Genomic DNA, 24732 nt, shown 5'->3' on the forward strand with positions numbered 1-24732 from the left:
TTCTACATGAAAAAAATATTTATACTAATGCTATCCTGTATCATCCATATCGGTGTTCAGGCACAAGCCGGAGCGGCTAATATCTATGGAGCCTCCGGGAGCGGCGCTGCCGGGACAACCTCTGTCGACTGGGTACTGGGATCTATTTCAGCAGACGGGATACCCGTATCCGCAGTACTCCCGGTGCATTTTGGCGCCATTACCGCCAGCTTTAACAGCAACGGGCTCCTGGTAAAATGGGCTACCGAAACGGAAACCAATAATGATCATTTCGACATTGAGGTATCTGAGGATGGCGTCTATTTTAAAAAAATTGCGACCATTGCGTCAACGGCTCCGGGAGGCAATTCAACCACTCCCCTGCAATACGAGTACCAGTCAACACAAACCGAAATAGCGCTGGCACTGGGGCTGGCCCTCCTGTGCTATGCCGGGCTATTTTCAAAGCGTAAAAAATACCGTTACCTGCCTGCCCTTGTATTGCTGCTGGCCGTTGCTGCCCAGTCCTCCTGCACCAAAAAAGACAGGGAGCTGCAAACTACCCGCCATCACCTGTACCTGCGCATTGCCCAGGTAGATAAAGATGGTGCAAAAACGTACAGCAGGATTATCAAAGTTACAGAGGAATAATCCGTACCCTTTTATATAACACCCTGTTGGCCGGAGCATGATTGCTCCGTTTTTTTTGTTCGACACTGCCAGCACTTCAACCTCAAAAACCTACACCTTAATAGCAAATCCGGCACTTGCTTTCAATAAATTTTCCCCGGCATTTGTCTGCCGGTAGCTTTGAACGGTAAAGTCAAAATAACCATTATGACTGCGGTGGAAAATAATTTCATAGCAGTCGCCGGGTAAAATAAAAAGCAATGAAAGTATTTTTTTTATTTCTCTCAATCACCTTACTGATGTGCTTCGCCTCGGCACAGGCTCCATTAAAATTTGCCTTCCAGGGCGTAGCCCGCAATGCCGGCGGACAGGCCGTTGCCAACAAAACGGTATCAATACGCTTTACCCTACACGAGGGATCAGAAGCCGGTAATACCGTATTTCAGGAAACACATCAATCACTCACTAACGCCAACGGTGTATTTAATGTTGCCGTAGGTGGTGGTACTGTAATCCAGGGCAATATGCAATCAATCAAATGGGGTGGCGCCGCTTATTTTTTACAGGCAGAACTGGATCCGTCCGGAGGAGGAGCATACAGTTTGATAAGTACCACACAATTACTGAGTGTTCCTTATGCATTGGCCACACGTCATATTTCCGGGTCGGGATCTACCAATTCGGGCATTGGAGCAAATACGATGGGTTCCAGCACCAAGGCCCAGGCTCAGGATGCGCTGGCCATTGGTTATACCACCACCGCTTCTGGTGTAAATGCTGTATCGATGGGTAAACTCACCGCAGCATCCGGCGAAAACGCTGTATCGATGGGCAAACTCACCATCGCTTCCGGAAATCAATCACTGGCGCTTGGCACCAATGCTGAAGCTACGGGTGAAAACGCGATTGCAGCAATGGTAAATTCAAGAGCATCAAATACAAGTGCCGTTGCCATCGGCCAGTCCGCGGCAGCTTCGGGGGAGCACTCCTTTGCACTGGGCTGGGGATCCCAAGCTTCGGCACATTATGGTTACGCAATCGGTACGGATGTAACGGCATCGGAACGGGGAGCGATGGCTTTTGGCACCCAAACTACTGCTTCCGGCATTTATTCAACGGCAATGGGGGTTAATGTAAGAACCGGTGGTTTTAACGGAGCTTTCATTATTGGGGATTTCAGAGGCCTTATGCTCAATAGCAACGCAGAAAACCAGATGACCATGCGTTTCGGTGGCGGCTACCGTTTTTTTACAGGATCAACAGGCGCAGGAACGGGCTCCGGTGTTACACTGGCGCCCAACGGCAACAGCTGGGCCAGCATTTCCGACAGTACCAAAAAAGAAAATTACCGGCAGCCGGATGGAGCCTCCTTTCTTTCCAAAATAAAATCTATGAAATTAGGCAGCTGGAACTACATAGGCCAGGATAAAACAATATACCGACACTATGGCCCCATGGCCCAGGAATTTTACAGCCTGTTTGGCAATGATGGCACCGGTACCATCGGCAACGATACCACCATTGCCAGCGCAGATATCGATGGCGTAATGATGATTGCCCTGCAGGCACTGGCAAAGCAGGTAGAGCAACTTACCAAAACAAATAAAGAATTGCTGAAAAGGGTACAGCTCCTGGAAGCGGCAAGAAAAGAAAACTGAGCTTCCGACAAACGCATGATGAAGCACGGCGGCACGGAATTTTGATGCCATGAGCGCCAGATAAGCCATGACGTAACATACCCCATACAATATCAAATACAATGAAGCTGAAACCACTTTTATTACTCTTTGCAATAACCGGTCTGTCCCTGGCTGCGGGCGCCCAGGGGGCGCTTTATTCGGCCTCCGGAAGCGGCACCGCCGGGGCAATATCCATCGACTGGGTGCTGGGTTCTTTATCAACCGACGGAAGCCCGGGCGCCATCGCGCTCCCGGTACAGTTCGGTACCCTGAGCGCTGCCATTACCAAAAACAGGCTCCTGGTAAAATGGACCACCGAAACAGAAACCAATAACGATCATTTTGACATTGAGGTTTCCGCAGATGGAACACATTTTAAAAAGATCGCTGCTGTTGCCTCAAAAGCAGCGGAAGGCAATTCAACACTTCTCCTGGAATATACATACGAGACCAATCTGCTTGAAACGGCGCTAACATTGGGTTTAGGGATTCTCCTCGCTACCGGGTTATTTGTAAAACGCAAAAGGAACTACCGCAATGCTGCCGCTATCTTCTTACTGGCCGTTGCTTTGGCTACCGGTTGCTCCAAAAAAGACATGGAAGTAACACCGCCCGGCTCCAACCTGTACCTGCGCATTGCACAGGTGGATAAGGACGGTGCAACATTGTACAGCAGGATCATAAAAGTCACACCGGATTAGCTAATAAACCACTTTGAGTCACTTTTACTGAATCATAAAAACAGGTACATGAAAAAAGCATTTATTCTGCTGTTGCTGACGGCAGTCTTCAGTTGCAAAAAAGAAACCCCACCAAAAACCGGGGAAATCATGGTTTTTAAAAAGCGATTATCTGAAATCGATATCAACAATGACTATAAGAAGCATTTTGTGTATAATGCCGACGGACGCATTACAGCCTGTAATAGCCTTAGCAATACCACCTACGGACAGGGCAATGCCTTTTTCATAAAGTATGTTCAAAACGGCACCAGCGACGTTTACGAAATGAAAAACACCACGCGTAATGCTCAGGGGAAAATAGCCAGTTCGGAGCGCTACTATAACGGGCAGCTGACCACCAAAATACAATACACGTATAACAGCGAGGGCTTTCTTACCAGGATCATATTTAAACGGACCGATATCAACTATGACGCGGAAAACAATTACTACTATGAAAACGGAAATATGGTGAAACTGGTACAAATAAAGAACGGCGTACAGGACAACACATACCGCTACGAATATGACCTGCAGGCGCCCAACCCCTTTAAACTGGACTGGTATGAAGTAATGGAAAACGGCTTTATAACCGATGACCAATTTGGTACACTGAATAAAAATTTGCCCAAACGCCAGATCCGGGAGGATAAAAACGGGCAGACGGGCAGCGAAATACAGTTTCATTTTACACGGGATGCAGATGGGTACCCATTGAGCGCTGAAGAAAAGACAAAGGATCATACCACGCTGTACAGCTTTAAATTCGAATAAAGCAGAAGCCGGATTATTTAAATTTTTTGCAGAAAGACAGGAATGGTACATTTGGATCATATGAGATCATGGGGTATCGTATTACTGCTATTGTACCTGTTCAACCAGACCGCTGCACAGCCCAACCGCTTCTTTTTCCGGAAACTTACGGTAGCAAACGGACTGAACGACGGAAGCATTCTTGCCATTGCGCAAGACAGCAGGGGCTTTATGTGGTTCTCCACAAAAGCGGGGCTGAACCGGTTTGACGGCAAATCAGTAAAGACCTACAGTTTTACCCCCGGCGACCCCGCTTCGCTTCCTACATCACTTTCCAGGTGTATGTCTGCAGACAGCAGCGGCGGATTCCTTATAGGGCTTGGGGACGGGATGCTGGAATACGATACAGCCGGGGATTGCTTTATTCCCGTTAAAGCATTGGCGGACACCTGGGTTACCGCTATTGTACCCTTTAATAAAAATACCGTATACCTGGGTACCGGCAAGGGCCTGGGAACCTACAATCCCGTTACCAAAACCGTTTCTTTTTTCAACAGGCAAAAAGACAGTCTTTCTCCTAAAAGCATTTACCAGATAGGGCGCAGTGGCATTTATGCTTATATAGTCGGTAATACAGGGGTCATACGTCTGAACAGTACTACGGGGCAGCTGGAAAAAATACATTTCCCCCTGCCCGGGACTGCAAGAATAACGGCCGTTGCCATTGATGGCAGCCGCAATTACTGGCTGGCTACCCGGAATCCGAACAGGTTGCTGAAATTTTCTGCAGATTGTACTACCCGCACCGATTACAGCCAATACATCGAATCCGGGAACAACACCATCACAAATTTTTCTGCGATGATTGCCGACCGGAACGGGCGGATATGGGTAGCCACACAACTGAATGGCCTGCTGCTGTATAACCCGCAGACAGATCTATTCGACCCGCTGCTGCACAATCCGCTACAGGCATGGACACCCTCCACCAACCTGCACAGCACACTTTATTGCGATAGCGACGGCCGTATGTGGGTTGGGGGCAATAATGGCATCAATTATTTCAACCCCGATAAAACGTTTTTCCATATCCTGCCGGTTTTTAATAAAGACCCCGATACACGGAACCGCCGTGTGGCAAGAGTTGCAGTTGAAGATAAAAACGGGCGGATATGGATGGGCACTATTGACGGGCTGGTTCGTTACGACCCGAAGACAGAACAGTACAAAGAATGGAACAACCGGGATGGAAGACCACCTGCCATACACTTCAATTCGATACGGGGCATACTCTGTGATGCTGACAACAACATCTGGATCGCCACCGGCCATGGCATAAACCAATACCGCCAGGATAAAGGAAAAATGATCTTCTACACCGCAAAGGATTCAATTCCTGAAATATTTTATTTTTCAGCAGATAAAGATCGCAACGGGAACCTGTGGTTTTCGTCCAGGGATGAAGACGGGTTTTATTATTATAACCCTCAAAATAAAAAATTTCACAGCATTCGGTCGGTTCCGGGCCTAAACCTGTTTGCAGGAGAAGGCGGGCGAAAATTATTCCAGGACAGTAAGGGAAGGTATTGGCTGGGATTTAACGGCAGCGGCCTGGGCATGTATGATCCCGCCACGGAAAAACACCGCCGCTGGAAGGCTTCCGCCGAACCGGGCAGTATTGCCGGCAATGCCGTTGTGGATATAAAGGAAGACCAAATGGGCACTATATGGGTAAGTACGTTTACCGGCCTGTCTGTCATCGATCCCATAACTTTTCGGGTAACCAACTACAATCATACCAACGGGCTTATTAACAACAGCGTCGGCCCCCTGGCCATTGATGAAAAGAATCGGGTTTGGATAGGCACATCCGGTGGACTCATGCTGCTGGACAGCAGTCATACGTACTTTACTGCGTTTGGATTACAGCAGGGCCTGCCCTCTGTTGATTTTCCGGAGCATGCCGCTTCTATTTTAAACAACGGCGAAATACTGATGCCTACGCAAAACGGCTTTATCCGCTTTGCAGCCGCAGGATTCAAAAAGGAAAACCGGCCGCTAACCCCGTTCTTTACTACATTCGATATATCCGGCAACCGGCAGGAGCAACAACTAAACAATCCCATCCTTCTAAAACAAGACGAAAATTTTTTCACCATCGGCTTTGCTGCCGTTAATTATGACAACCCGGAGGGTACCTGGTACGCCTACCGGCTGGACGGTATAGATGAAGACTGGAAGTATACCCGCAACCGCTTTGCCGATTATACAAAAATACCCGGCGGAAACTATACTTTCCGCCTGAAAGCTTCTACAGACAGGGACCAATGGGAGCAGCCGGAACAGTTGCTCCGCATTCATATTGACACACCATTTTATAAAGCCGGCTGGTTTCGCCCGCTGCTGTTATTGCTGCTGATTGCAGCCATTGTGGCTTTTTACCGCTACCGGATACGCCAACGGGAAAAGCTGTTAGCCCTTCAGGGAAAAGCACAGTTACTGAAAAAAGAAAAAGCAATGGTGATGTATGAAAGTTTAAAGCAGCAACTGAACCCGCATTTTTTATTCAACTCCCTTACCTCCTTATCAGGGCTTATTGACACCGACCGGAAGACCGCCAATAGCTTCCTGGAACAAATGTCAAGAATTTACCGGTATATTTTAAAAAACAGGGACAGTGAGCTGGTCACCCTTAGAGAAGAACTTGCATTTGTGCAAACTTACGTGCAGTTGCAAAAAACAAGATTCAAAGAAGGATTGCAGGTAACGGTGGCAGTGGCAGAAGAAGACTACTCCCGGAGAATAGCCCCGGTGACCCTGCAAAACCTGACAGAAAATGCCATCAAACACAATATCATTGATCAGGACGCACCATTATGCATTACATTCTCAACAGAAAACGGATACCTGGTGGTAAAAAATAACCTGCAGAAAAAACACGTGGTAGAAACTTCCAATAAACAGGGGCTTGCAAGTCTTCAGGCGCTCTATGCCTACCTCAGTAACAAGCCCCTAATTATTGACGAATCTGCGAAAACGTTCTGCATCTATATACCCCTGATATAATCCTTAACAAATCAGTTATGAAAGCAATCATCATAGAGGACGAAGAAATCATCGCACAGGTACTACAAAACAAAATCCGCAACGCAGATCCATCTATCGAGATCATTAAGATCCTTCCCAGTCTGAAAACAGCTAAAAAATGGTTTATACAAAATGAAGAGCCGGATATTCTGTTTATGGATATCCAGCTCAGTGATGGCGTCAGTTTTGAACTCCTGGAGCATTTTCAGCTGAAATGCCCCATTGTGTTTACCACGGCTTATGATGAGTTTGCCATCCGTGCTTTTAAGGTGAATGGAGTAGACTACCTGTTAAAACCAGTCAATGATGAAGAACTTCAAAAAGCCATTGACAAATGCAGGGCCATTGTTCAACAACAAAAGCCGGTCGTTGCCGATATCACGGAATTGATGCATGCGCTTTCTCATCCGCAACTCACCCTAAAAAAATACAAGGAACGGTTTGTGGCCAGTATCCGCAACCAATGGATGCCCATACCTGTAGCCGAAATTGCCTTTTTTGTTAAGGAGGAGCTCCAGTATATTTACCTGTTCAATGGTGAGCGGTATTTGCTTGACAGCGGTTCGCTTGATGATATAGAAGATGTACTGGACCCCGACCGTTTCTATCGTGCCAACCGGCAGTACATCATTAATATAGACGCAGTACGGACGGTTAAACCGGTTGAAAACTCAAAGCTCCTGATCCGGCTCAAAGCCCCCTATCATAAACTCGAGATCGATATGAGCAGGGAACGGGCCCCTGTGTTTAAAAAATGGATGGGCCGATAGCTTTTTCCTTACTGCAGAACAATAGGCTACGGACCTGATATACCGGGATCACTGCAACATCTATACATTGTCATCAGTACCGGTGGCAGAACGGGCCTTGCGTTCTTTTTACAGCTGACAGCCGCCAATGCAACCGTTATAGTTACCCCGGATATGTTTCAATACGTTCACAGCTCTATGTTCAAAAATCCGCCTGCCTTATTCCGTAAAAACTGTACTCAAAACTGAGTCTCAGGAAATATGCAATCAGTATTTATAAACCGTATATCCTTTTTTGCCTTCTGTAATATAATCGATGTTCTCCTTCATAAGATGCCCCTGCGCATCCCGTTCGTAGCTGCTCTTCGTACGCGATTGAACATTTCCATTGTTGTAATATCCTATATACTCGGATGGCAGGAATTTTAAACGTTTGCCAAATAAATCCGGGGAATACCATAGCCCCCATACCGTTATATACTGCCTGTTTTCCTTTGTTTCGTCGCTCGTGTAAACAAAATTCCCATTCTGAACCCCGTTATAAAATACTTTACCGGTTTTCAGTTTGCCGTTTTCGATTATATACGCTCTTCCAAATGAGGAAGAGGCCGTTTGCGTCAGGTAGCCGGCCAGGTAGCCCTCACTATTGTAACTGAGGGTAGTGGTTTCGATCAGGGTACCATTTTTATCTTTTGCCGTCAGCAGCACAATGGCACCACTGGCATTAAGATCCCCTTCATAGGTACGCAGGATGCTGTTATCCGCCAGGCTTCTCCGGGTCACCTTCAATTTAGATGCCGAAATGTATTCGAGGGCATCGGTATAGTTCATGGTCTTCATTGAGGTCAGCCTTCCGGACGGATCATATTGTAAAGTATATTTATCATCCAATACCCCTTCATAAAAGTAGGATACTTCAGAAAAATTTTTCCCGGGGGAAGAAGTCTCCGGAGCCGGGGTCTCCGATCGCTTTTTACAAGCCACTGCTGTTAGTGTAATAGCGATAATCATTCCGAGCATTTTTAATTCTTTCATTGTTTTGTTTTTAATAATCATTTTGATATATAGCACAAAAATGCTATCTCAATACCCCGTCCTCAAAATATAGTTGCGCTAAACGGATAAACAAAACGCCGAAGCGATTAAAAGAAAATGCCCAAACGGATGGGGCATTTTATCAAAGAAAGCCAGCAATGAACAGATGAGCGGCAGCCGCTGGCCGCCACGGTCCGGGCGTTACCGGTCCATCCATTTCTTAAAAAAGGGCGCTTTTTCCCTGCTGATGTCTATTTCAAGCTTCAGGGGGTGTTTCAGCTGAACCACCAGCTTTTGATTACCATGTGGCTTTACCGACTGTATAGAATAGATATTAATAATAGCCTGCCGGTTCGCCCGAAAAAAAATGGCGGGATCCAGTACGTCCTCAATATCTTCCAATGCAGAAAAATCGTAAATAAACCGGTTGCCGTTAAAGGTATATACATAATTGAGGGTATCCTTATAAAAAACAGCAATATCCTTTGTTTCAACCGGTGCCCATTTATTGCCGGAGTTGATCACAAAACGTTCTTTGTATTGATTCTTTGCCAAAGACGGGTTGGAAAAATACTGTACCAGCTGCTGCAGGTCGCCGGGAACAAAGCGTTGGCCGTCTTTCAGGTTCCGTACTTTATCAATGGCTTTTTTAAGATCCTCCTCCTGTACGGGTTTTAACAGGTAGTCTATCCCATTCACCTTAAACGCCCGAATTGCATATTCTTCATACGCGGTACAAAAGATCACCGGGCAATGCAGGACAAACTGGTCAAAGAGTTCAAAACTCAGCCCATCGCTTAAGCGGATATCCATGAACAACAGATCGGGCTCTGCATGATTCATAAACCACTTACGTGCCGCCTTGAGGCTGGGCAACATTTCTATCACCTGCACATCGGGGGCAAGCGCGGCAATGTTTGCTTTCATCTCTTCCGCAATCAGGCTCTCATCTTCTACAATTACAGCGTTCATAACAATGGGATTTTTACGATAAAATAATGACCCTCTTCAATAATCACAAGCGGCCTGTCGGAATAATAGCGGTACAGCGTTTGCATATTTGCCAGTCCTTTTTTATTACTTGTTTCAACAATACGGTAACGTTGCAGGTTATTGCTCACAATTACGCAATCATCGGCGGCAAAGATCCGGATCTGCAATGGGCTCTCCTTATCAGCCGTATTGTGCTTAATGGCATTTTCCACAAGGTTTTGCAGGGTAACCGGTACAATATAATTATTGAAGAACCGCTCTGGCACATCCATCACAACATCCAGTCCCTCCCTGAAGCGGGTCTTTTGCAGTTCCACAAAGGTCTTAACAAACCCAAGCTCATCCCGGAGATACACCAGTTCCTGCTCATCGCTTTTTAAAACATAGCGGTATACCCGGCTCATTCCATCCAAAAATGAGGTAGCGGTTTTCGCATCGCTCTTGATCAGACTGCGCAGGGCCGTTAAGGAGTTGAACAGGAAATGGGGGTTCAGGTGCTGTTTTAAACTTTCATACTGTACCAGTGTTTTTTCCTTTTCCAGGGACGCTGTCTTTGTTTCAAGATTCAGGATCTGCCGCTGTTTATTCATCCGGAAACGATAGACCAAAAAAACAGCGGCTACCATCAGCAATACAGCAAGGATCCTGAACCAGGCCTTTTTATAAAAAATGGTCGCTACCTGTAACCGGAGCTGCTTTTCCCCGCCACGCCAGTTATTGATATTGGAAGAGGCCTTATACCGGAACGTATAGCTTCCCCCGGGCACGCTGCTATAAACCGCCTTGGGATCCTGGGTATAATGCCAGTCCTTTTCAAGGCCATCCAGTTTATACGCATACCACAGCTGTGCACCAAAACTTACCGCTTCCAGTTCAACAGTAAAAAAGTTCTCCTCCTGCTTCAGGGAAATGATGCCACCACCATTGATGGCACCCATGGGTATATGGCGGTTGCCACTGATGCCAATATCCGCAATAAAACAATTGGTAACGCTGCTATCCTCTTTGTAGCGCAGGGGATCAAACTGCACATATCCCCTCCGGGAAGGCATAATAAATTCCCCGCTCCTTAACTTAAATGCCGGGTGTTCTACAAAGTCGGTGATCTGCAATCCCGCACCGGCGCCTATCGGGGTAAAATAGCGTCTCGATTTTCCCAGCATCACCAGGCCCCCTGCGGTACCCAGCCATACCCGGTTACTATCGTCAACAGCAATGCTGCCCACAATATTACCAGGCAGGCCGTCCTTTACGGTATAAGACGTAAATTCATTTTTATCCGCATCAATACAACTAACCCCGCTAAATGTGGCTACCCATATTTTGCCATCCTTATCTTCATTGATGCTGATCACTACATCACCAATAACCGTGTTTGCCGTTTTATCAGTACTCTGCCATCGCCTTGTGGCGCCGGTCAAAGGATTATACACCGATAAGCCATCGCCATTATAACCAAACCAGATCCTTTTTTTACTATCCTCAAATACAAACCGCACGGTATATCCCTTATACCTTTTTAATACCGGGTGATGGGCAATGCTATGAAACTTTTTCTCCGCAGGCAGGTAATAATAAAGCCCGTCATAGTCCCTTTCACCAAACCATACCGTACCATCGCTTGTTTTCCCGGCGCTAAAATAAAACGACTGCGGGATGGAGTCCTTTATGGTAAGAAAATCCATCCTGTCGTTTGCCCGGTTAAGACGATTGACACCGGCGCCTGTAGCCACCCATATATCATGATTGACATCTTCCACAACAGCACGAACAGAATTAAAATAAATCGCGTCCGGCATTCCCCGCCGGTTCCTCCACACCGTATATTTACCCGTTTGTACATTATACCTCGAAATGCCGTTGCCGGTCGTAAACCAGAGATTGCCTTCGTGATCCTCCTCTATACCACGGGTAACCGCATGCGCGCCGGCACTGCCAAAGGGGTAACCAATCCTGAAGATATTTTTTTGCTGATCAACATAATTTACCCCGACGTCAGATCCCAGCCAGACCCTCTTGTCCTTCCCTTTCCAGATGGAGAACAGCATATTGCTCAGCAGCGCATTTTTGGCATCCGGGCTATATCGGTAATGCACCAGCTTTTTTTTCGGCGGATCATAACACAGCAAGGCATTCAAATTGGTGACCATCCAGATGGTATTATTTTCGTCTTCCGCAAATCCGTTTACAAGGCTCGGGGTATCATGTTGATCTTTCACCAGCAAATGATCCAGCACCTCCGTTTTATGGGTGTGCCCGTCAACCCGTAACAGCCGGAAATCCGCGTGATTGGCCAGCCACAGGTCCCCGGCAGCAGCTACCATTATTTTATTAACGGCTTTCCCCCTCAACTCTTTTACCTCGTGATAAACAGCCTTTCCGGATCTAATATTATACACAACATAGCAACCATCGCCGCCGATGTACAGCTCGTCTTCCTTTAAAAATGCGCTGTTGGCCTTTGTGGTTTTTAATAATTGCCGCGAAGCCGCATCAGTGCTCAGCTCCTCAAACCGGTCGGCAGCCGGGTTATAGCAACGCAACCCCGATCTTGCCACCAGGTAGAGCCTGTTGGCGGCAACCGGCACAATGGTATTTACCTTCAGCCCTTCTGCTTTTTTTATTCTCCGGAATGCAAAAGAGCCGTAATCAAATTCCGCCGTCTCATTCCAAAAGCTGAACCAGAGCCGGCCATCCGGACCACAGGCAATGGCCTCGCAAAGCGAAGCAGGCGGCGAAGTGCTATCGGTACGGTCGTAGGTAAACCGTTTTATAGTTTTACCGTTATAACGGTTCAATGCACCTGCAGATGCAAACCACATATAGCCATATTTATCCTGGCAGATAGCATGGATCCAGCCGTCGTTTAATCCTTCTGCGGTAGTAACCTGGTGAAACATGACCGGCGGCTGTGCAAACAGCCGCACATAAAGGAACAACAGAAAAATGACGACGCTTTTTTTCATCAGCAATCAAAATAATACCTGTTAACGTCAATACCCAAAAGCCATAAAGCCAAACTGATACTTTTTAGCCCAAAAAGGATAAAATACGGGGTGAAGTGCATCTCCGGTCTTTTGCCGGATCGCAAATTGCAGTTTCGTTCCCATAAAGCAGTTATGTTCAGACCGGCTATGCAACCAAAGAACCGTTCCGCCACCCGCCAGGCTGCAACCACCCGGCAGTTCCAACACGACGCTGATGATCATCCGGCAGCGCGGGGGATCACATGCCGCTGCACATCGAAAAACCGATCAACCCTGATAAAGCCAATATAATAAGTCCGATGAGCACGGTTTTTCGCCCCGGCACCGCCGCTTTATTACCAAAAAGCTGAATGACCCCGATAAGTATCAGCAGCAGCCCCACGATAGGTCCTCCTATGAGTAAAAATAAGCCCAGTTCTTCCATCCTGTTTTTTTAACGTTTCATAATAAGCCGGTATACCTTCTATCAAAACAGCGGCTCAACGGCCAGTATCCGCAGCGGCTGTACGTTTATAAAAATAATTTCAATATTGGTTCATTATAAGAAACCATTGCCCAAAACCCACCGGAACAGCCCCGAAATCCGGTTAATGAAATCCTCCGGACGGCGCTATGGAGCAAATAGAAAAACCAACCAGCACCGAAGCCACGATAGTGATAAGGCCAATAAGCGCTTTCTTTCGCCCCTGCGTTGCCGACTCAGCATTTCCAAAAAGCTGGATAATGCCCACCAGCAAAATAATACCTCCGACAATGGGCCCTGCAATGATTAAAAACAAACCCAGTTCTGCCATCATTATTTCCAGCTATTTAATGGGTTAAAGAATTATTGCCTCCATCTTTTCCTGTAATTGCTTTACATATGTTTCCTTCTCATCCCGGTAAAATAAATTCATGGTCTCAAAAGGGATCAGGCGGCCGTCCTTATGTACAATGTGCACACAGCTTTTTTTGATCGCCCGCACATCAAAATCATAAGCATCAATAAACCGCATAATGATGATCCGGAACAGGTTGTTATACGTAAGACCCGGGGCCTGTATTTGCGGCAGGCAGCACAAAAGCTGGTTCATATTCTCCTCCACCCGGTCAACAGAGATGCCGGTACTGAAGATATCGATCATCTTTTCCTTCAGGGCATCATCCTGCTCATAAATGATCGTGTTCTTTGAGTTATCCAGCAGCTGCGCCGGATCAATATAACGGGTCAGCGGGAATACCTGGTTATTGAGCTTCAAAGCATACCCCATCACCAGCGCATCCGGGTTACAGGGCACCGGTATGAGGTCATTGGCATTAAATACCCTGGTCTGGTCCAGGATCTTTTGCCGCACGTCGGTCATCGTAATGCGGTTAATGGCCGGATCAAAGTTTTCCGTACGGCCGGCGATCTGCACCGGTTGAAAAGTAACGCCCCGCACACAGGGTTGTTTGAGCGCATAATCAATGATGGCGCCAATCTCATCATCATTGACCCCTTGTTGCAGGGTTACCACCAGGGTTGTGGAAAGATTCAGTTCATTCAAATGTTCCAGGGCCTTTATCCGTACATCCAGCAGGTCTTTTCCCCGCAGGTGGATCAGGGCCTCCGGTTTAAACGAATCAAACTGCAGGTAGATCTCAAAATCCGGCATATAGGTGGCCAGCCGTTTTGCAAACTCCTTATCTTTTGCGATCCGGATGCCGTTGGTATTCACCATTAAGTGCTTAATGGGCTTTGTTTTGGCGATGTCCAGTATCTCAAAAAAATCCGGGTGTAATGTGGGCTCTCCCCCGCTGATCTGCACCACATCCGGCGTACCCTCATTGGCAACGACAACATCCAGCATCCGCTCTACCTCTTCAACCGTACGGTGACGTCCATAATGCGGACTGCTCATAGCATAACAGGTAGGACAGGTCAGATTACAGCGATCTGTAATTTCAACCACCGTTAAACAACTATGTTGCTCATGATCGGTGCAAAGCCCGCAGTCGTAGGGGCAGCCATAATGCGTTTTGGTATTGAATTGCAGCGGCGTTTCGGATGGTTTATTATAGTTGCGGATGTTTTTATAATATTCCACATCGGTGGCGATCAGTACTTTTTCAAACCCGTGTTCCGCACAGTTCTTGAGCATGTATACCCTGCCATTCTCAAATACGATCTTGGCATCCACCCTTTTCAGACAGGTGCTGCAAAGACTGATGGTGAAATCATAATAGGTGTAGGGACGAACCGGCATGATGGATCAGTAATTTTTTGGGTTGAACGATATATCGAATGTAGTATAATAATCCGAGTAAGCAAGCTATTTGTATAGACGACAATCCTACAGGCCAGGTATAATGTGGTTTTATAAAATCCAGCAGAAAGCGGAACAGCAGGTATCCGATCATAAAGATCTTAAAAAGTGCGCCACTGGCTACAGGAAACCGCAGCGAGGTCCGCCGGATCACCAGGGCCAGCAAAAGCAGGAAGATGATTTCGTACAGCGCCACGGGATGCCGCAATAAACCATCTCCCAGGTTCATGCCGGTAAAGCAGTCCGTTGGCAGCCCGTAAGTTTCCTCGTACACACCCATGCTGAAACATCCGATCCTGCCAATGATCAGCCCCAGGATAATGGGATACGTGTAAAGATCACCACTGCGCTGTTTTTCGCCAATAAGTTTTTTCATTCCTTCCACGCCGGCCAGCCCACCTAAAAATCCGCCCACAACGGTTTTATTCATATAAAAATACCGCAGCGGTGCAGCGCTTGCAGCAAGCGCTGCCGGGTCCTCCAGGCCGCCCAGGATCCTTGAACCCAGCAAGGCGCCAAAAGTAGCACCCAGGAGGATATAAAGCCTGTTCATCCCGGGAATGCGATCCCCCTGTTTCCGTTTCAGGTACAGGTAAAACCGGAAAGCGATAAAAAAACTGGCAATTTCTGTTACCATATGTAACAGGATCCTGTGCGCTCCAAAATGCAGGTATACCGGAAATTCCAGACTCATAATCGTTTTGGAAAGATAGGGTTTTTCTCCTGAGGACGCACCATTGTTTAAGAAACCGACGTCGCTCCAATTTGAATGCGTTGAGATCCGAGACTCCAGATCTGAGATTCAGAATATATACTACGTTCGCCGTTACGGAAGCAATGCCGTTGTTCATCACCATCCGTTCGCGGCCGTTCCAGGACCGTTCATTACCCGGGAAGCACATTGAAACCGCTCTTTTTATACAGGGAGGTGTTAACCGGTTCATCTCTTCAGATTCCTTTGTCAACATCGCTACACCGGGGCTATTGGCCAACAATGATTATCGGAGATTGACAGCCCTCACAGAACCCGTTGGCAGAGAAATGGCGCAGCTTTATGATGAACATGCCGCAACTGGAGACAAGGTTGGCAGCCCTGCTTCATTAACGGCAAAGCCTATAACCGCCACAACTTTACTTAAAACACACCCTCACTTCAGCGCCTCCCACAATACTTCCACAGGATGCAGGCTATGGCGTTTTGCCCCATCCTTTATCTGGTGGCGGCAGCTGGTACCGGAGGCTGCAATAATAGTATCTGCAGCGGCAGCACGGACCGCCGGCAGCAGTACCAGCTCACCCACTTTCATAGAAACCTCATAATGTTCCTTTTCATAACCGAAAGACCCCGCCATTCCACAACAGCCGGAGGGGATCGTTTCCACATAATAATTAACGGGGATATTGAGTACTTTCTGTACCGAAGCTACAATACCAAATGACTTCTGGTAACAATGCCCATGCAGCTTCACGGTTCGTTTTTCGCCGGTGAACCGGCTGGCCGCTATATACCCTTTTTCATATTCGTTTGCCAGGAACTCCTCAATCAGGAAACTGTTGCCGGCTAATTGTTGTGCGGCGCCCCTTAAGCCGGGCGGCACCAGATCCAGGGCCTCATCCCGGTATGTAAGCAGGGCGCTGGGCTCTATACCTACCAGCGGCTGCTCAGCCGTTACGAATTTTGAGAACACCGTTACATTTTCCGTTATGAGCTTTTGCGCCTGCCGCACCAGCCCTTTTGAAAGATACGTTCGGCCACTCTCCCTGTGCACAAGGATCTCCACGCCGTAGCCCAACGCATTGAGCAGCTTAATGGTGGTTTTACCAATTTCAACATCGTTGTAATTGGTAAATTCATCGCAGAACAAGAACACATTTTTTATAAACCGCTGCGGTATCGCTCGCTGGTAATCTTCAAACCAGCGACGCAGCGTTATTTTACCCACCGCGGGCAGCGACCGGCCCGGAGCAAAGCCGGCAATCCGTTTAATGATCCCTGATGTGATCTTATTGCCCGCAATGGCATTGTAAATAGCCGGGATTTTTATTCCAAGGCGTTGTGATCTTGTAAAACCTGCTATGAGCTTTGCACGGAAGGGCACCCCGTTCGCATCATAATAGTGTTGCAAGAACTCTGCTTTCAGCTTGGCGATATCAACACTGGACGGGCATTCCGATTTGCAGGCCTTACAACTCAAACAAAGATCCATCACTTCCTTGATCTCCGGATGATCGAATGGATTTTCCTTTGTAGAGCTGGTCAGGAACTGGCGCAGGATGTTTGCCCGGGCGCGCGTGGTATCTTTCTCCTGCAAAGTAGCCATATAAGAGGGACACATCGTTCCCCCGGTTACCTGCGATTTCCTGCAGTCACCGGAACCGGAACATTTTTCCGCCAGCCGCAGCACGCTTTCCTGCCGCGAGTAGTCAAATACCGTTGCTATCTGCTGTTGTTCATGTTGCGGATCATAGCGCAATTGTTCATTCATTTTAGGGGTATTGACAATTTTGCCCGCATTAAAGATATTACCGGGGTCAAAAATATCTTTTACCTGTTGCAGTAAATGATAGACCTCCCCGCCCATGGCGCTGGCAATAAACTCTCCCCGCAGCCTCCCATCCCCATGCTCACCGCTCAGCGAACCGTTGTACTTTTTTACCAATACAACCGTGTCTTTCAGCACATCCCGAAAGGTTTGCTTACCTGCCGCTGTTTTCAGGTTGATCATGGGCTCTACATGCAGCTCTCCCGCGCCGGCATGCGCGTAATAAGAAGCCGAAAGTCCATATCCCTTCAGCAACCGTTGCAGGTCCTCAATATACGCAGGCAGATCTTCGGGGGAAACAGCGCAGTCTTCAATTAAATTAACTGGTTGCTCATCACCCGGCATATTACGGATCAGCCCCAGCCCCGCTTTGCGGATATCCCATACCAGCTTGGTCCGGGGTCCCTTAATGACCGGATAAGCGTACCCCAACCCGTTCCGCTTCAGATCTTCGATCAACGCGGTGGCTTTTGCATCCAGCGCATCCTCCTCCTGCTCCATAAATTCTACCATCAGCAATGCTTCCGGCGCTCCTTCAATAAAAAAACGGTTCTGCTGGTAAACGGGATGCCCCTTTGTAAAATCCATGATGTACCGATCCACCAGCTCTGAGGCCATAGGCTGGTGTCGCAATACAATATTGTTCGCATGAAGCGCTTCTGCCAATGACGAGCAGTGGATGCAAACCAGCGCATCCCGGGCCGGCGGCAGGGGCAGCAGATTCAGCCGGGCTTCTGTTACAAAGGCAAGGGTACCCTCTGATCCTGCAATCAGGTGACAAAGATTAGCACTTCCGTTGCCGGCTTCCATTGCATCTGCCAGTATATCCAGCGCATAACCGGTATTGCGCCGTTTAAGCGATTTCTTGGGATAGTGCGCCCGGATCAGTTCCCGGTTCCTCTCGTTATTCAGCAAGGAGAAAAGCGTGCGGTAAATACGCCCTTCCAGGGTGTTTGCCGCTGCCTTTGCCTGAATATCGGCAAGGCTGCTTTGTTTTAGTACCACCTCCTCCCCGTTGCTTAACAGGACCGTCACTTCCAGCAGGTGCTGCCGGGTATCCCCCCATACAATTGAATGCAGGCCGCAGGAATTGTTCCCGATCATTCCGCCGATCATAGCCCTGCTCGCAGTAGAGGTTTCCGGGGCAAACAACAATCCATAGGGCCTTAATACCGCATTCAGATCATCCCGGATGATCCCCGGCTCAAGCCGCACCCATCGTTCTTCAGCATTTATTTCGATGATCTTTTTAAAATATTTCGAAATATCCACGACAATACCATTTCCTACAACCTGGCCGGCCAGTGAAGTACCCGCAGCGCGCGGGATCAGTGAAACACTGTTCTGGTTTGCAAACCGGATGAGTTCTTTTATATCCTCCTTGTTCCGGGGGATGGCTACGGCCAGTGGCTGTTCCTGGTAAACGGAGGCATCCGTGGCATATACCATTTTTTGTGCCTGGTGCAGGCTGCTGCTGTTATAAAACAATTCGCCTGAAAATACTGCTTCCAATTGTTGAAAATCCATGATGCTGTGTTCTATCCGTTAAAGATAAATGATCCCCATAAAACAACAACCCCATCGTATGATAATAGCAATTTTCCGTCAGGATCTTTCAGTACCTCGGCACCGGTTCCTGCGGCAACAGTTACCTGCAGGCCGCCGGCTTACTCAAGCAATTCTATAATCTTCTCGATGCGGATGGGTTTAACGATATACCCCCTGATCCGCGGATAGCGTTTCACCCGGTCCTGGTCCACATCCGAGAAAGAAGAGGAAACCATGTAAACCGGGATCGGGTCAATTAATGCGGGGTCCAGCTGGCTAAACGCATCCATGAACTGCCAGCCGTTCATCACCGGCATTTCAATATCGAGCAAGATCAGATCCGGCAATGCCGATGGTTCTTTGAGTGCCTCCAGCGCTTTTTGTCCGTTTTCAAAAAAATACAGTTTACAGGGCTTTGGCTGTCTGGCAAATAGCTTATCCATCAGAAGCCGATGGATCGGGTCATCATCTACAATAAATATAACATTGCCTTCAGTCATAAATAAGTGGGATTATCTGAACAGTTGACATGATTTTATTTTGTTGGCGTTCAAATAAAATAGCAATCATAATGGTTGTTGCCCGTAATGCAGGAATCGGGTTACCATTCTAACTGCATTCTGGGCCTGTGGTCCAATATCAGAGGGCACTCAAATTTATGACATTTTTTTTAATCCGCTTCCGATCTGCACAAATAAAAAAAGTCCCGGATGTCCGGGACTTTTTTAAACAAGTTCTTTCCTGGGTTATTTCCCAACAATTGCGGCCATTGTTTTGCCGATATCCGCCGGGCTGCTTACCACGGCGATACCGCATTCGCTCATAATTTTCATTTTTGCCGCCGCAGTATCATCGGCTCCGCCAACAATGGCCCCTGCGTGCCCCATCCGGCGTCCCGGAGGCGCCGTTTGGCCGGCTATAAAACCTACCACCGGTTTTTTATTTCCGTTGTCCCGGATCCACCGCGCCGCTTCTGCTTCCATACCTCCCCCGATCTCACCGATCATAACGATCGCATCCGTCTCATCATCCTGCATAAACAGTTCAATCGCTTCTTTGGTGGTGGTTCCGATGATCGGATCGCCGCCTATACCGATCGCGGTGCTGATCCCCAGGCCGGCCTTAGCCACCTGGTCAGCCGCTTCGTAGGTAAGCGTTCCTGATTTTGAAACAATACCGATACGTCCTTTTTTAAACACGAAGCCGGGCATAATGCCTACTTTGCACGCATCAGCTGTAATAACGCCCGGGCAATTGGGACCAATCAAGCGGGTTCCGGAGCCCTGCAAAAAGTTCTTTACCGCAACCATGTCCTGCACGGGAATTCCTTCTGTAATACATACTACCAGCTCAATGCCGGCATCTGCCGCTTCCATGATGGCATCTGCCGCAAAAGCAGGCGGAACAAAAATGATGCTCACGTTGGCGCCTGTCTGTTTTACACAATCGGCAACAGTATTAAACACAGGGCGGTCCAGGTGCGTGGTGCCCCCTTTTCCCGGAGTTACACCTCCTACCACATTAGTACCATATTCGATCATCTGTGTAGCGTGAAAAGTACCTTCTGTACCTGTAAATCCCTGAACTAATATCTTTGAATCCTTATTGACCAATACTGCCATATCTTATAATTATAGATGTTTAAAAAAGCAAGTGCAAAATTAAGGGTTTGCCCTTTACCCCCTGTTATTCTTTTGAAGGCGGGCCATTTTTGCCGGGACTCCCGATGTGCCCGTCACCGTCCAGGTCTACATTCAGTTTTTCCTCGATGGCATCCTTTACACCTGCCGGCATATCTTTTGGAATTTCGCCTGTTTCCTGTATGGTACGCATGCGTTTGGCATCTTTCAGGAACTCCGAAGCAAAAATAAAGTCATTCAACTTTTGATTTTCACTAAGAATGATCTCCTTATTGTTCCCTTCCCACTCTTTTTCCCCCTGGTGCATATAGGTGATATGATCCCCGATCTCCATCACGCTGTTCATATCATGCGTATTAATAATAGTGGTAATATTATACTCCTGGGTAATTTCCTGTATCAGTTTGTCGATAACCAGCGAAGTTTGAGGGTCCAGGCCCGAGTTGGGCTCATCACAAAACAGGTATTTGGGGTTTAACACGATGGCCCGGGCCAGCGCTACCCGCTTTTGCATACCACCGCTGATCTCCGACGGAAATTTGTGGTAAGACTCTTCCTTTAACTGCACCCGCTCCAGCACCTGTTTTACCCGGTTCTTCTTTTTTGCGTATTTATCATTGGTAAACATATCCAGGGGGAACATTACATTCTGCTCCACCGTCTGACTATCGAACAGCGCCCCGCCCTGGAACAGCATCCCTATTTTTTCGCGAATGGTTTTTTTCTCCACATCGTTCATACTCACAAAATCATCCCCATCATATAGCACGCCGCCGGAAGTGGGCTTTATCAGGCCCACCATACACTTCATCAGCACCGTTTTTCCACTGCCGCTGCTTCCGATGATCAGGTTGCATTTTCCATCATCAAACGTTACATCAACCCCTTTCAATACCGCTTTATCATCAAAGCTCTTCTTCAGGTTTTTTATTTCAATCATGCTGTTGAGGTTACTGTTTTTACAAAAGTAAAGCGGATAAGATATAGTCGGCCAATAACAATAATACGCAGGACACGACCACCGCCCTGGTACTGCTATGCCCGATCTCCAATGCGCCGCCTTTTACATTGTATCCGTAAAAAGCAGGCACGGCAGTAATGATAAAGGCAAATACAAAGGATTTAATAAGGGCAAAATAAACGTTATAGGCTTTAAACGCCATCACAAGACCGGTATCAAAAATAGAAGGGTCGATGATCCCTGCCGCCGTACCGGCCAAACGCCCGCCCCAAATGCCCAGTACCATGGCCAGCATGATCAGGAGCGGGATGGTTACCAGGCCGGCCAGGATCTTGGGCAGCACCAGGTAGCCCTTGGTATTGATCCCCATAATTTCCAATGCATCGATCTGCTCACTCACCCGCATATTTCCCAGCTCACTGGCAATTTTACTACCCACAACGCCGCAAAGCACAATACAACTCAGCGTAGGGGCAAACTCAAGGATCACCGTGTCCCTTACGATCTGGGCAATGGTGGTTTTAGGAATAATGGGGGATACCAGCTGGTAGGCGGTCTGCAGGGTTGACACCGCACCGATAAATACGGAAATAATGCAGATGATCCCCAATGAACCGATGCCGATATCGTTACACTGGAGCATAAACTGCTTCCAGTACATTTTGGGATTTTCAGGCTTGCGGAACATCCCGCCAGCCATTTTGATAAATGCCCCAAACTCTTTTAATATTTTCAATGGATTGCTTTTATATAATGGATCAATCAGTTTTTCTTTTTAACAGCCGCTTCTTTACATTCCGGTCATTTTCACCGGCCGGCTTTGTCTTCAACTGTGCATCAATGATGGCGATCATTGCCATATTTACTATATTGCTGACGGTGCTGCCCAGCTGCAGCAGGTGCACCGGCTTTTTCAGCCCCATAACAATGGGTCCCACAGCATCCGTAGACCCGATCTCCAGCAGGAGGTTATAGGCAATATTTCCGGATGCTAAATTAGGGAAGATCAGCGTGTTTACCTGTTGCCCTACCAAATCGCTAAACGGGTATATCTCCTGCAAAAGCCCGTTGTTCAGCGCTATATTGGCCTGCATTTCACCATCGATGATCAGCTCCGGCATTTTCTCTTTCACTATTTCCCTTGCCCGCGACACCAGCCTGGCTTCTGGCGATTTACTGCTGCCGAAATTCGAATAGCTGAGCATGGCGATGCGGGGCGTAAGGTTAAACGCTTTTACTTCTTTTGCGGTCAGCAATACGATCTCGGCCAGCTCTTCTGCAGTAGGATTGAAATTCACCGTTGTGTCTGCAAGGAACAGCGGGCCTTTCTTGGTCATTACCAGGTACATTCCGGCAACCCGGTTCACACCCGGCTCGGTACCAATGATCTGCAGGGCAGGGCGGATGGCCTCATCGTATTTCTTGGTAAGACCCGCCAGCATACAGTCCGCATCACCCTGCTCCACCATCATGCATCCAAAATGATTCCGCTCCTTCATGAGTTTATACGCTTCCTCCTTTGTGTAGCCCTTCCGGGCCCTTTTTTCAAAAAAGATGGCGCCATACTCTTTCCGTTTTTCGATCATCTCCTCGCTGCGCGGATCGAAGATGACCATTCCGGAAATATCGATACTATTTTCTGCAGCAATGGCTTCGATCTCTTTTTTATCGCCGATCAGCTGGGGAAACCCGATGCCTTCATCCAAAACGATCTGAGCGGCCTTCAGGATCTTTACATTTTCTCCCTCCGCAAAAACGATCCGCCGGGGGGCCGACCGTGCTTTGGCACCCATCGCCCGCAGCACCTGGTTATCTACCCCCAGCCGCCTGTCCAGTTCCCTGCTGTATTGGTCCCAGTCCTCTATCCGGTGATGGGCCACACCCGATTCCATGGCCGCCCGCGCCACGGCCGGCGCTACAGCCGTCAGCAAACGCGGATCCAGGGGCTTGGGAATGATATAATCAGCCCCGAAGGCCATTTTTTCCTGGTTATACGCCAGGTTCACCATATCCGGAACCGGCATTTTGGCCAACCCCGCCAGCGCTCTCACTGCGGCCAGCTTCATTTCTGTATTAATGATCCGGGCTCTTACATCCAATGCCCCCCGGAAGATATACGGAAAGCCCAGCACATTGTTTACCTGGTTGGGATAATCGCTGCGCCCGGTTGCCATAATAATATCCTTCCGGGCGCCGGTAGCTGCCTCCCAGGAGATCTCCGGGTCCGGGTTGGCCATGGCAAATACGATCGGGTTCTTCGCCATACTTTTGACCATGTCTGCCGAAACTGTGTTGCCCGCACTCAGCCCGAGAAAAACGTCGGCCCCCTTCATGGCATCGGCCAGCGACATTTCCCCCGCGGCATTGGCAAAAGGAAGCTTCATTTCCTCAAGATCATCGCGTTTCCTGCTCAGCACACCGTTCTTATCAAACATCAGGAAGTTGGACGGTTTGGCGCCTAACTCTTCGTAAAGCAATACACAGGCCATCGCTGCCGCACCCGCACCATTAACCACAAACTTTACCCTGTCTATTCTTTTCTTCTGGATTTCCAGGGCATTGATCAGTGCCGCGGCACTGATAATAGCGGTGCCATGCTGATCATCATGCATCACCGGGATATTCATCTGCTTCCGCAGCTCCTTTTCGATATAAAAACATTCGGGAGCCTTGATGTCTTCCAGGTTAATACCGCCAAACGTGGGTTCAAGCGCCTTAACGATCTCAACAAATTTCTGAGGGTCTTTTTCATTCACCTCGATATCAAATACATCAATATCCGCAAAGATCTTAAACAGCACGCCCTTCCCTTCCATTACCGGCTTTCCCGCTTCCGGCCCGATATCCCCCAGCCCCAGTACTGCCGTACCATTACTGATCACAGCCACCAGGTTGCCCTTGGCGGTGTATTTATAAACGTCTTCGGTATTCTTTGCAATTTCCAGGCAGGGTTCAGCTACCCCGGGCGAATAGGCAAGCGCCAGGTCCCTTTGTGTTTTTGCCTTTTTTGTTGGAATTACTTCTATTTTCCCCGGTCTTCCTTTTGCATGGTAGGCCAATGCCTGTTCCTTTCGTAGATCATTTTTTGCCATATGATTTAATGCCGGTTTTAGCGCCGGAAAAGTAAAATAAATTGCTTTA

The 24732-nt window shown here is 48.0% G+C and carries 19 protein-coding genes; 6 read left to right on the forward strand and 13 right to left on the reverse strand.

Annotated features, from left to right (window positions below):
* The first annotated feature begins 6 nt into the window (after positions 1-6).
* The 6 genes from BLS44_RS13090 to BLS44_RS13115 all read left to right on the forward strand — a co-directional run bounded on the left by BLS44_RS13090 (position 7) and on the right by BLS44_RS13115 (position 7620).
* Positions 7-630, forward strand: coding sequence for a hypothetical protein (locus tag BLS44_RS13090; protein ID WP_143019757.1), 624 nt, complete (start codon positions 7-9; stop codon positions 628-630).
* A 239-nt stretch (positions 631-869) separates the two neighbouring features.
* Entirely contained in the window at positions 870-2267 is a 1398-nt protein-coding gene (locus tag BLS44_RS13095) for a tail fiber domain-containing protein (RefSeq protein WP_090390529.1), read from the forward strand.
* 101 nt (positions 2268-2368) lie between these two features.
* Positions 2369-2989 carry a hypothetical protein gene (locus BLS44_RS13100; RefSeq protein ID WP_090390530.1) on the forward strand — a complete coding sequence of 207 codons (621 nt, stop codon included), beginning with the start codon at positions 2369-2371 and terminating at the stop codon, positions 2987-2989.
* Positions 2990-3037: 48 nt separating this feature from the next.
* Positions 3038-3784, forward strand: a complete 747-nt coding sequence (locus BLS44_RS13105; RefSeq protein WP_090390531.1) for a hypothetical protein — start codon at positions 3038-3040, stop codon at positions 3782-3784.
* Positions 3785-3844: 60 nt separating this feature from the next.
* Entirely contained in the window at positions 3845-6829 is a 2985-nt protein-coding gene (locus BLS44_RS13110; protein ID WP_176954409.1) for a ligand-binding sensor domain-containing protein, read from the forward strand.
* 17 nt (positions 6830-6846) lie between these two features.
* Positions 6847-7620, forward strand: a complete 774-nt coding sequence (locus BLS44_RS13115) for a LytR/AlgR family response regulator transcription factor (protein WP_090390533.1) — start codon at positions 6847-6849, stop codon at positions 7618-7620.
* Between the two features lie 246 nt (positions 7621-7866).
* Here BLS44_RS13115 and BLS44_RS13120 read toward each other — a convergent pair whose 3' ends face one another.
* The 13 genes from BLS44_RS13120 to BLS44_RS27245 all read right to left on the reverse strand — a co-directional run bounded on the left by BLS44_RS13120 (position 7867) and on the right by BLS44_RS27245 (position 24683).
* A complete protein-coding gene (locus tag BLS44_RS13120; protein WP_143019758.1) occupies positions 7867-8634 on the reverse strand; it encodes a hypothetical protein in 768 nt (255 codons plus the stop codon).
* Between the two features lie 201 nt (positions 8635-8835).
* Complete coding sequence (locus BLS44_RS13125; RefSeq protein WP_090390535.1) at positions 8836-9606, reverse strand: LytR/AlgR family response regulator transcription factor; 771 nt, start codon at positions 9604-9606, stop codon at positions 8836-8838.
* Positions 9603-12593 (reverse strand): ligand-binding sensor domain-containing protein, encoded by a 2991-nt coding sequence (locus BLS44_RS13130; protein WP_090390536.1) that lies wholly within the window; start codon positions 12591-12593, stop codon positions 9603-9605. Before BLS44_RS13130 ends, BLS44_RS13125 begins: the two co-directional genes overlap by 4 nt.
* 259 nt (positions 12594-12852) lie before the next feature.
* Complete coding sequence (locus BLS44_RS13140) at positions 12853-13038, reverse strand: hypothetical protein (RefSeq protein ID WP_090390538.1); 186 nt, start codon at positions 13036-13038, stop codon at positions 12853-12855.
* A gap of 163 nt (positions 13039-13201) precedes the next feature.
* Complete coding sequence (locus BLS44_RS13145; protein ID WP_090390539.1) at positions 13202-13411, reverse strand: hypothetical protein; 210 nt, start codon at positions 13409-13411, stop codon at positions 13202-13204.
* 21 nt (positions 13412-13432) lie between these two features.
* Positions 13433-14839 carry a radical SAM protein gene (locus BLS44_RS13150; protein WP_090390540.1) on the reverse strand — a complete coding sequence of 469 codons (1407 nt, stop codon included), beginning with the start codon at positions 14837-14839 and terminating at the stop codon, positions 13433-13435.
* Positions 14811-15593, reverse strand: a complete 783-nt coding sequence (locus BLS44_RS13155; protein WP_090390541.1) for a prolipoprotein diacylglyceryl transferase family protein — start codon at positions 15591-15593, stop codon at positions 14811-14813. Before BLS44_RS13155 ends, BLS44_RS13150 begins: the two co-directional genes overlap by 29 nt.
* 454 nt (positions 15594-16047) lie before the next feature.
* Positions 16048-18969, reverse strand: coding sequence for an FAD-binding and (Fe-S)-binding domain-containing protein (locus BLS44_RS13160; protein WP_090390542.1), 2922 nt, complete (start codon positions 18967-18969; stop codon positions 16048-16050).
* A gap of 140 nt (positions 18970-19109) precedes the next feature.
* Entirely contained in the window at positions 19110-19490 is a 381-nt protein-coding gene (locus BLS44_RS13165; RefSeq protein WP_090390543.1) for a response regulator, read from the reverse strand.
* A 246-nt stretch (positions 19491-19736) separates the two neighbouring features.
* Positions 19737-20612: a succinate--CoA ligase subunit alpha gene (gene sucD, locus BLS44_RS13170; protein WP_090390544.1), complete on the reverse strand. Its 876-nt coding sequence runs from the start codon at positions 20610-20612 to the stop codon at positions 19737-19739.
* 64 nt (positions 20613-20676) lie between these two features.
* On the reverse strand, positions 20677-21570 hold the full coding sequence (locus tag BLS44_RS13175; protein WP_090390545.1) for an ABC transporter ATP-binding protein: 894 nt from the start codon (positions 21568-21570) through the stop codon (positions 20677-20679).
* A gap of 19 nt (positions 21571-21589) precedes the next feature.
* Complete coding sequence (locus BLS44_RS13180) at positions 21590-22327, reverse strand: MlaE family ABC transporter permease (RefSeq protein ID WP_218127750.1); 738 nt, start codon at positions 22325-22327, stop codon at positions 21590-21592.
* Between the two features lie 22 nt (positions 22328-22349).
* Complete coding sequence (locus BLS44_RS27245; RefSeq protein WP_090390621.1) at positions 22350-24683, reverse strand: NADP-dependent malic enzyme; 2334 nt, start codon at positions 24681-24683, stop codon at positions 22350-22352.
* Positions 24684-24732 lie beyond the last annotated feature (49 nt).

The organism is Niabella drilacis (assembly GCF_900101395.1).
GTDB classification, from domain to species: domain Bacteria; phylum Bacteroidota; class Bacteroidia; order Chitinophagales; family Chitinophagaceae; genus Niabella; species Niabella drilacis.

What these genes read in the sequence shown, in the direction of transcription:
- BLS44_RS13165 (WP_090390543.1), bottom strand. Translation starts at nt 19,490, where the DNA reads ATGACTGAAGGCAATGTTATATTTATTGTAGATGATGACCCGATCCAT.
- BLS44_RS13175 (WP_090390545.1), bottom strand. Translation starts at nt 21,570, where the DNA reads ATGATTGAAATAAAAAACCTGAAGAAGAGCTTTGATGATAAAGCGGTA.
- BLS44_RS13110 (WP_176954409.1), top strand. Translation starts at nt 3,845, where the DNA reads ATGAGATCATGGGGTATCGTATTACTGCTATTGTACCTGTTCAACCAG.
- BLS44_RS13140 (WP_090390538.1), bottom strand. Translation starts at nt 13,038, where the DNA reads ATGGAAGAACTGGGCTTATTTTTACTCATAGGAGGACCTATCGTGGGG.
- BLS44_RS13155 (WP_090390541.1), bottom strand. Translation starts at nt 15,593, where the DNA reads ATGAGTCTGGAATTTCCGGTATACCTGCATTTTGGAGCGCACAGGATC.
- BLS44_RS13160 (WP_090390542.1), bottom strand. Translation starts at nt 18,969, where the DNA reads ATGGATTTTCAACAATTGGAAGCAGTATTTTCAGGCGAATTGTTTTAT.
- BLS44_RS13120 (WP_143019758.1), bottom strand. Translation starts at nt 8,634, where the DNA reads ATGAAAGAATTAAAAATGCTCGGAATGATTATCGCTATTACACTAACA.
- BLS44_RS27245 (WP_090390621.1), bottom strand. Translation starts at nt 24,683, where the DNA reads ATGGCAAAAAATGATCTACGAAAGGAACAGGCATTGGCCTACCATGCA.
- BLS44_RS13150 (WP_090390540.1), bottom strand. Translation starts at nt 14,839, where the DNA reads ATGCCGGTTCGTCCCTACACCTATTATGATTTCACCATCAGTCTTTGC.
- BLS44_RS13090 (WP_143019757.1), top strand. Translation starts at nt 7, where the DNA reads ATGAAAAAAATATTTATACTAATGCTATCCTGTATCATCCATATCGGT.
- BLS44_RS13125 (WP_090390535.1), bottom strand. Translation starts at nt 9,606, where the DNA reads ATGAACGCTGTAATTGTAGAAGATGAGAGCCTGATTGCGGAAGAGATG.
- BLS44_RS13115 (WP_090390533.1), top strand. Translation starts at nt 6,847, where the DNA reads ATGAAAGCAATCATCATAGAGGACGAAGAAATCATCGCACAGGTACTA.
- BLS44_RS13130 (WP_090390536.1), bottom strand. Translation starts at nt 12,593, where the DNA reads ATGAAAAAAAGCGTCGTCATTTTTCTGTTGTTCCTTTATGTGCGGCTG.
- sucD (WP_090390544.1), bottom strand. Translation starts at nt 20,612, where the DNA reads ATGGCAGTATTGGTCAATAAGGATTCAAAGATATTAGTTCAGGGATTT.
- BLS44_RS13145 (WP_090390539.1), bottom strand. Translation starts at nt 13,411, where the DNA reads ATGATGGCAGAACTGGGTTTGTTTTTAATCATTGCAGGGCCCATTGTC.
- BLS44_RS13100 (WP_090390530.1), top strand. Translation starts at nt 2,369, where the DNA reads ATGAAGCTGAAACCACTTTTATTACTCTTTGCAATAACCGGTCTGTCC.
- BLS44_RS13095 (WP_090390529.1), top strand. Translation starts at nt 870, where the DNA reads ATGAAAGTATTTTTTTTATTTCTCTCAATCACCTTACTGATGTGCTTC.
- BLS44_RS13105 (WP_090390531.1), top strand. Translation starts at nt 3,038, where the DNA reads ATGAAAAAAGCATTTATTCTGCTGTTGCTGACGGCAGTCTTCAGTTGC.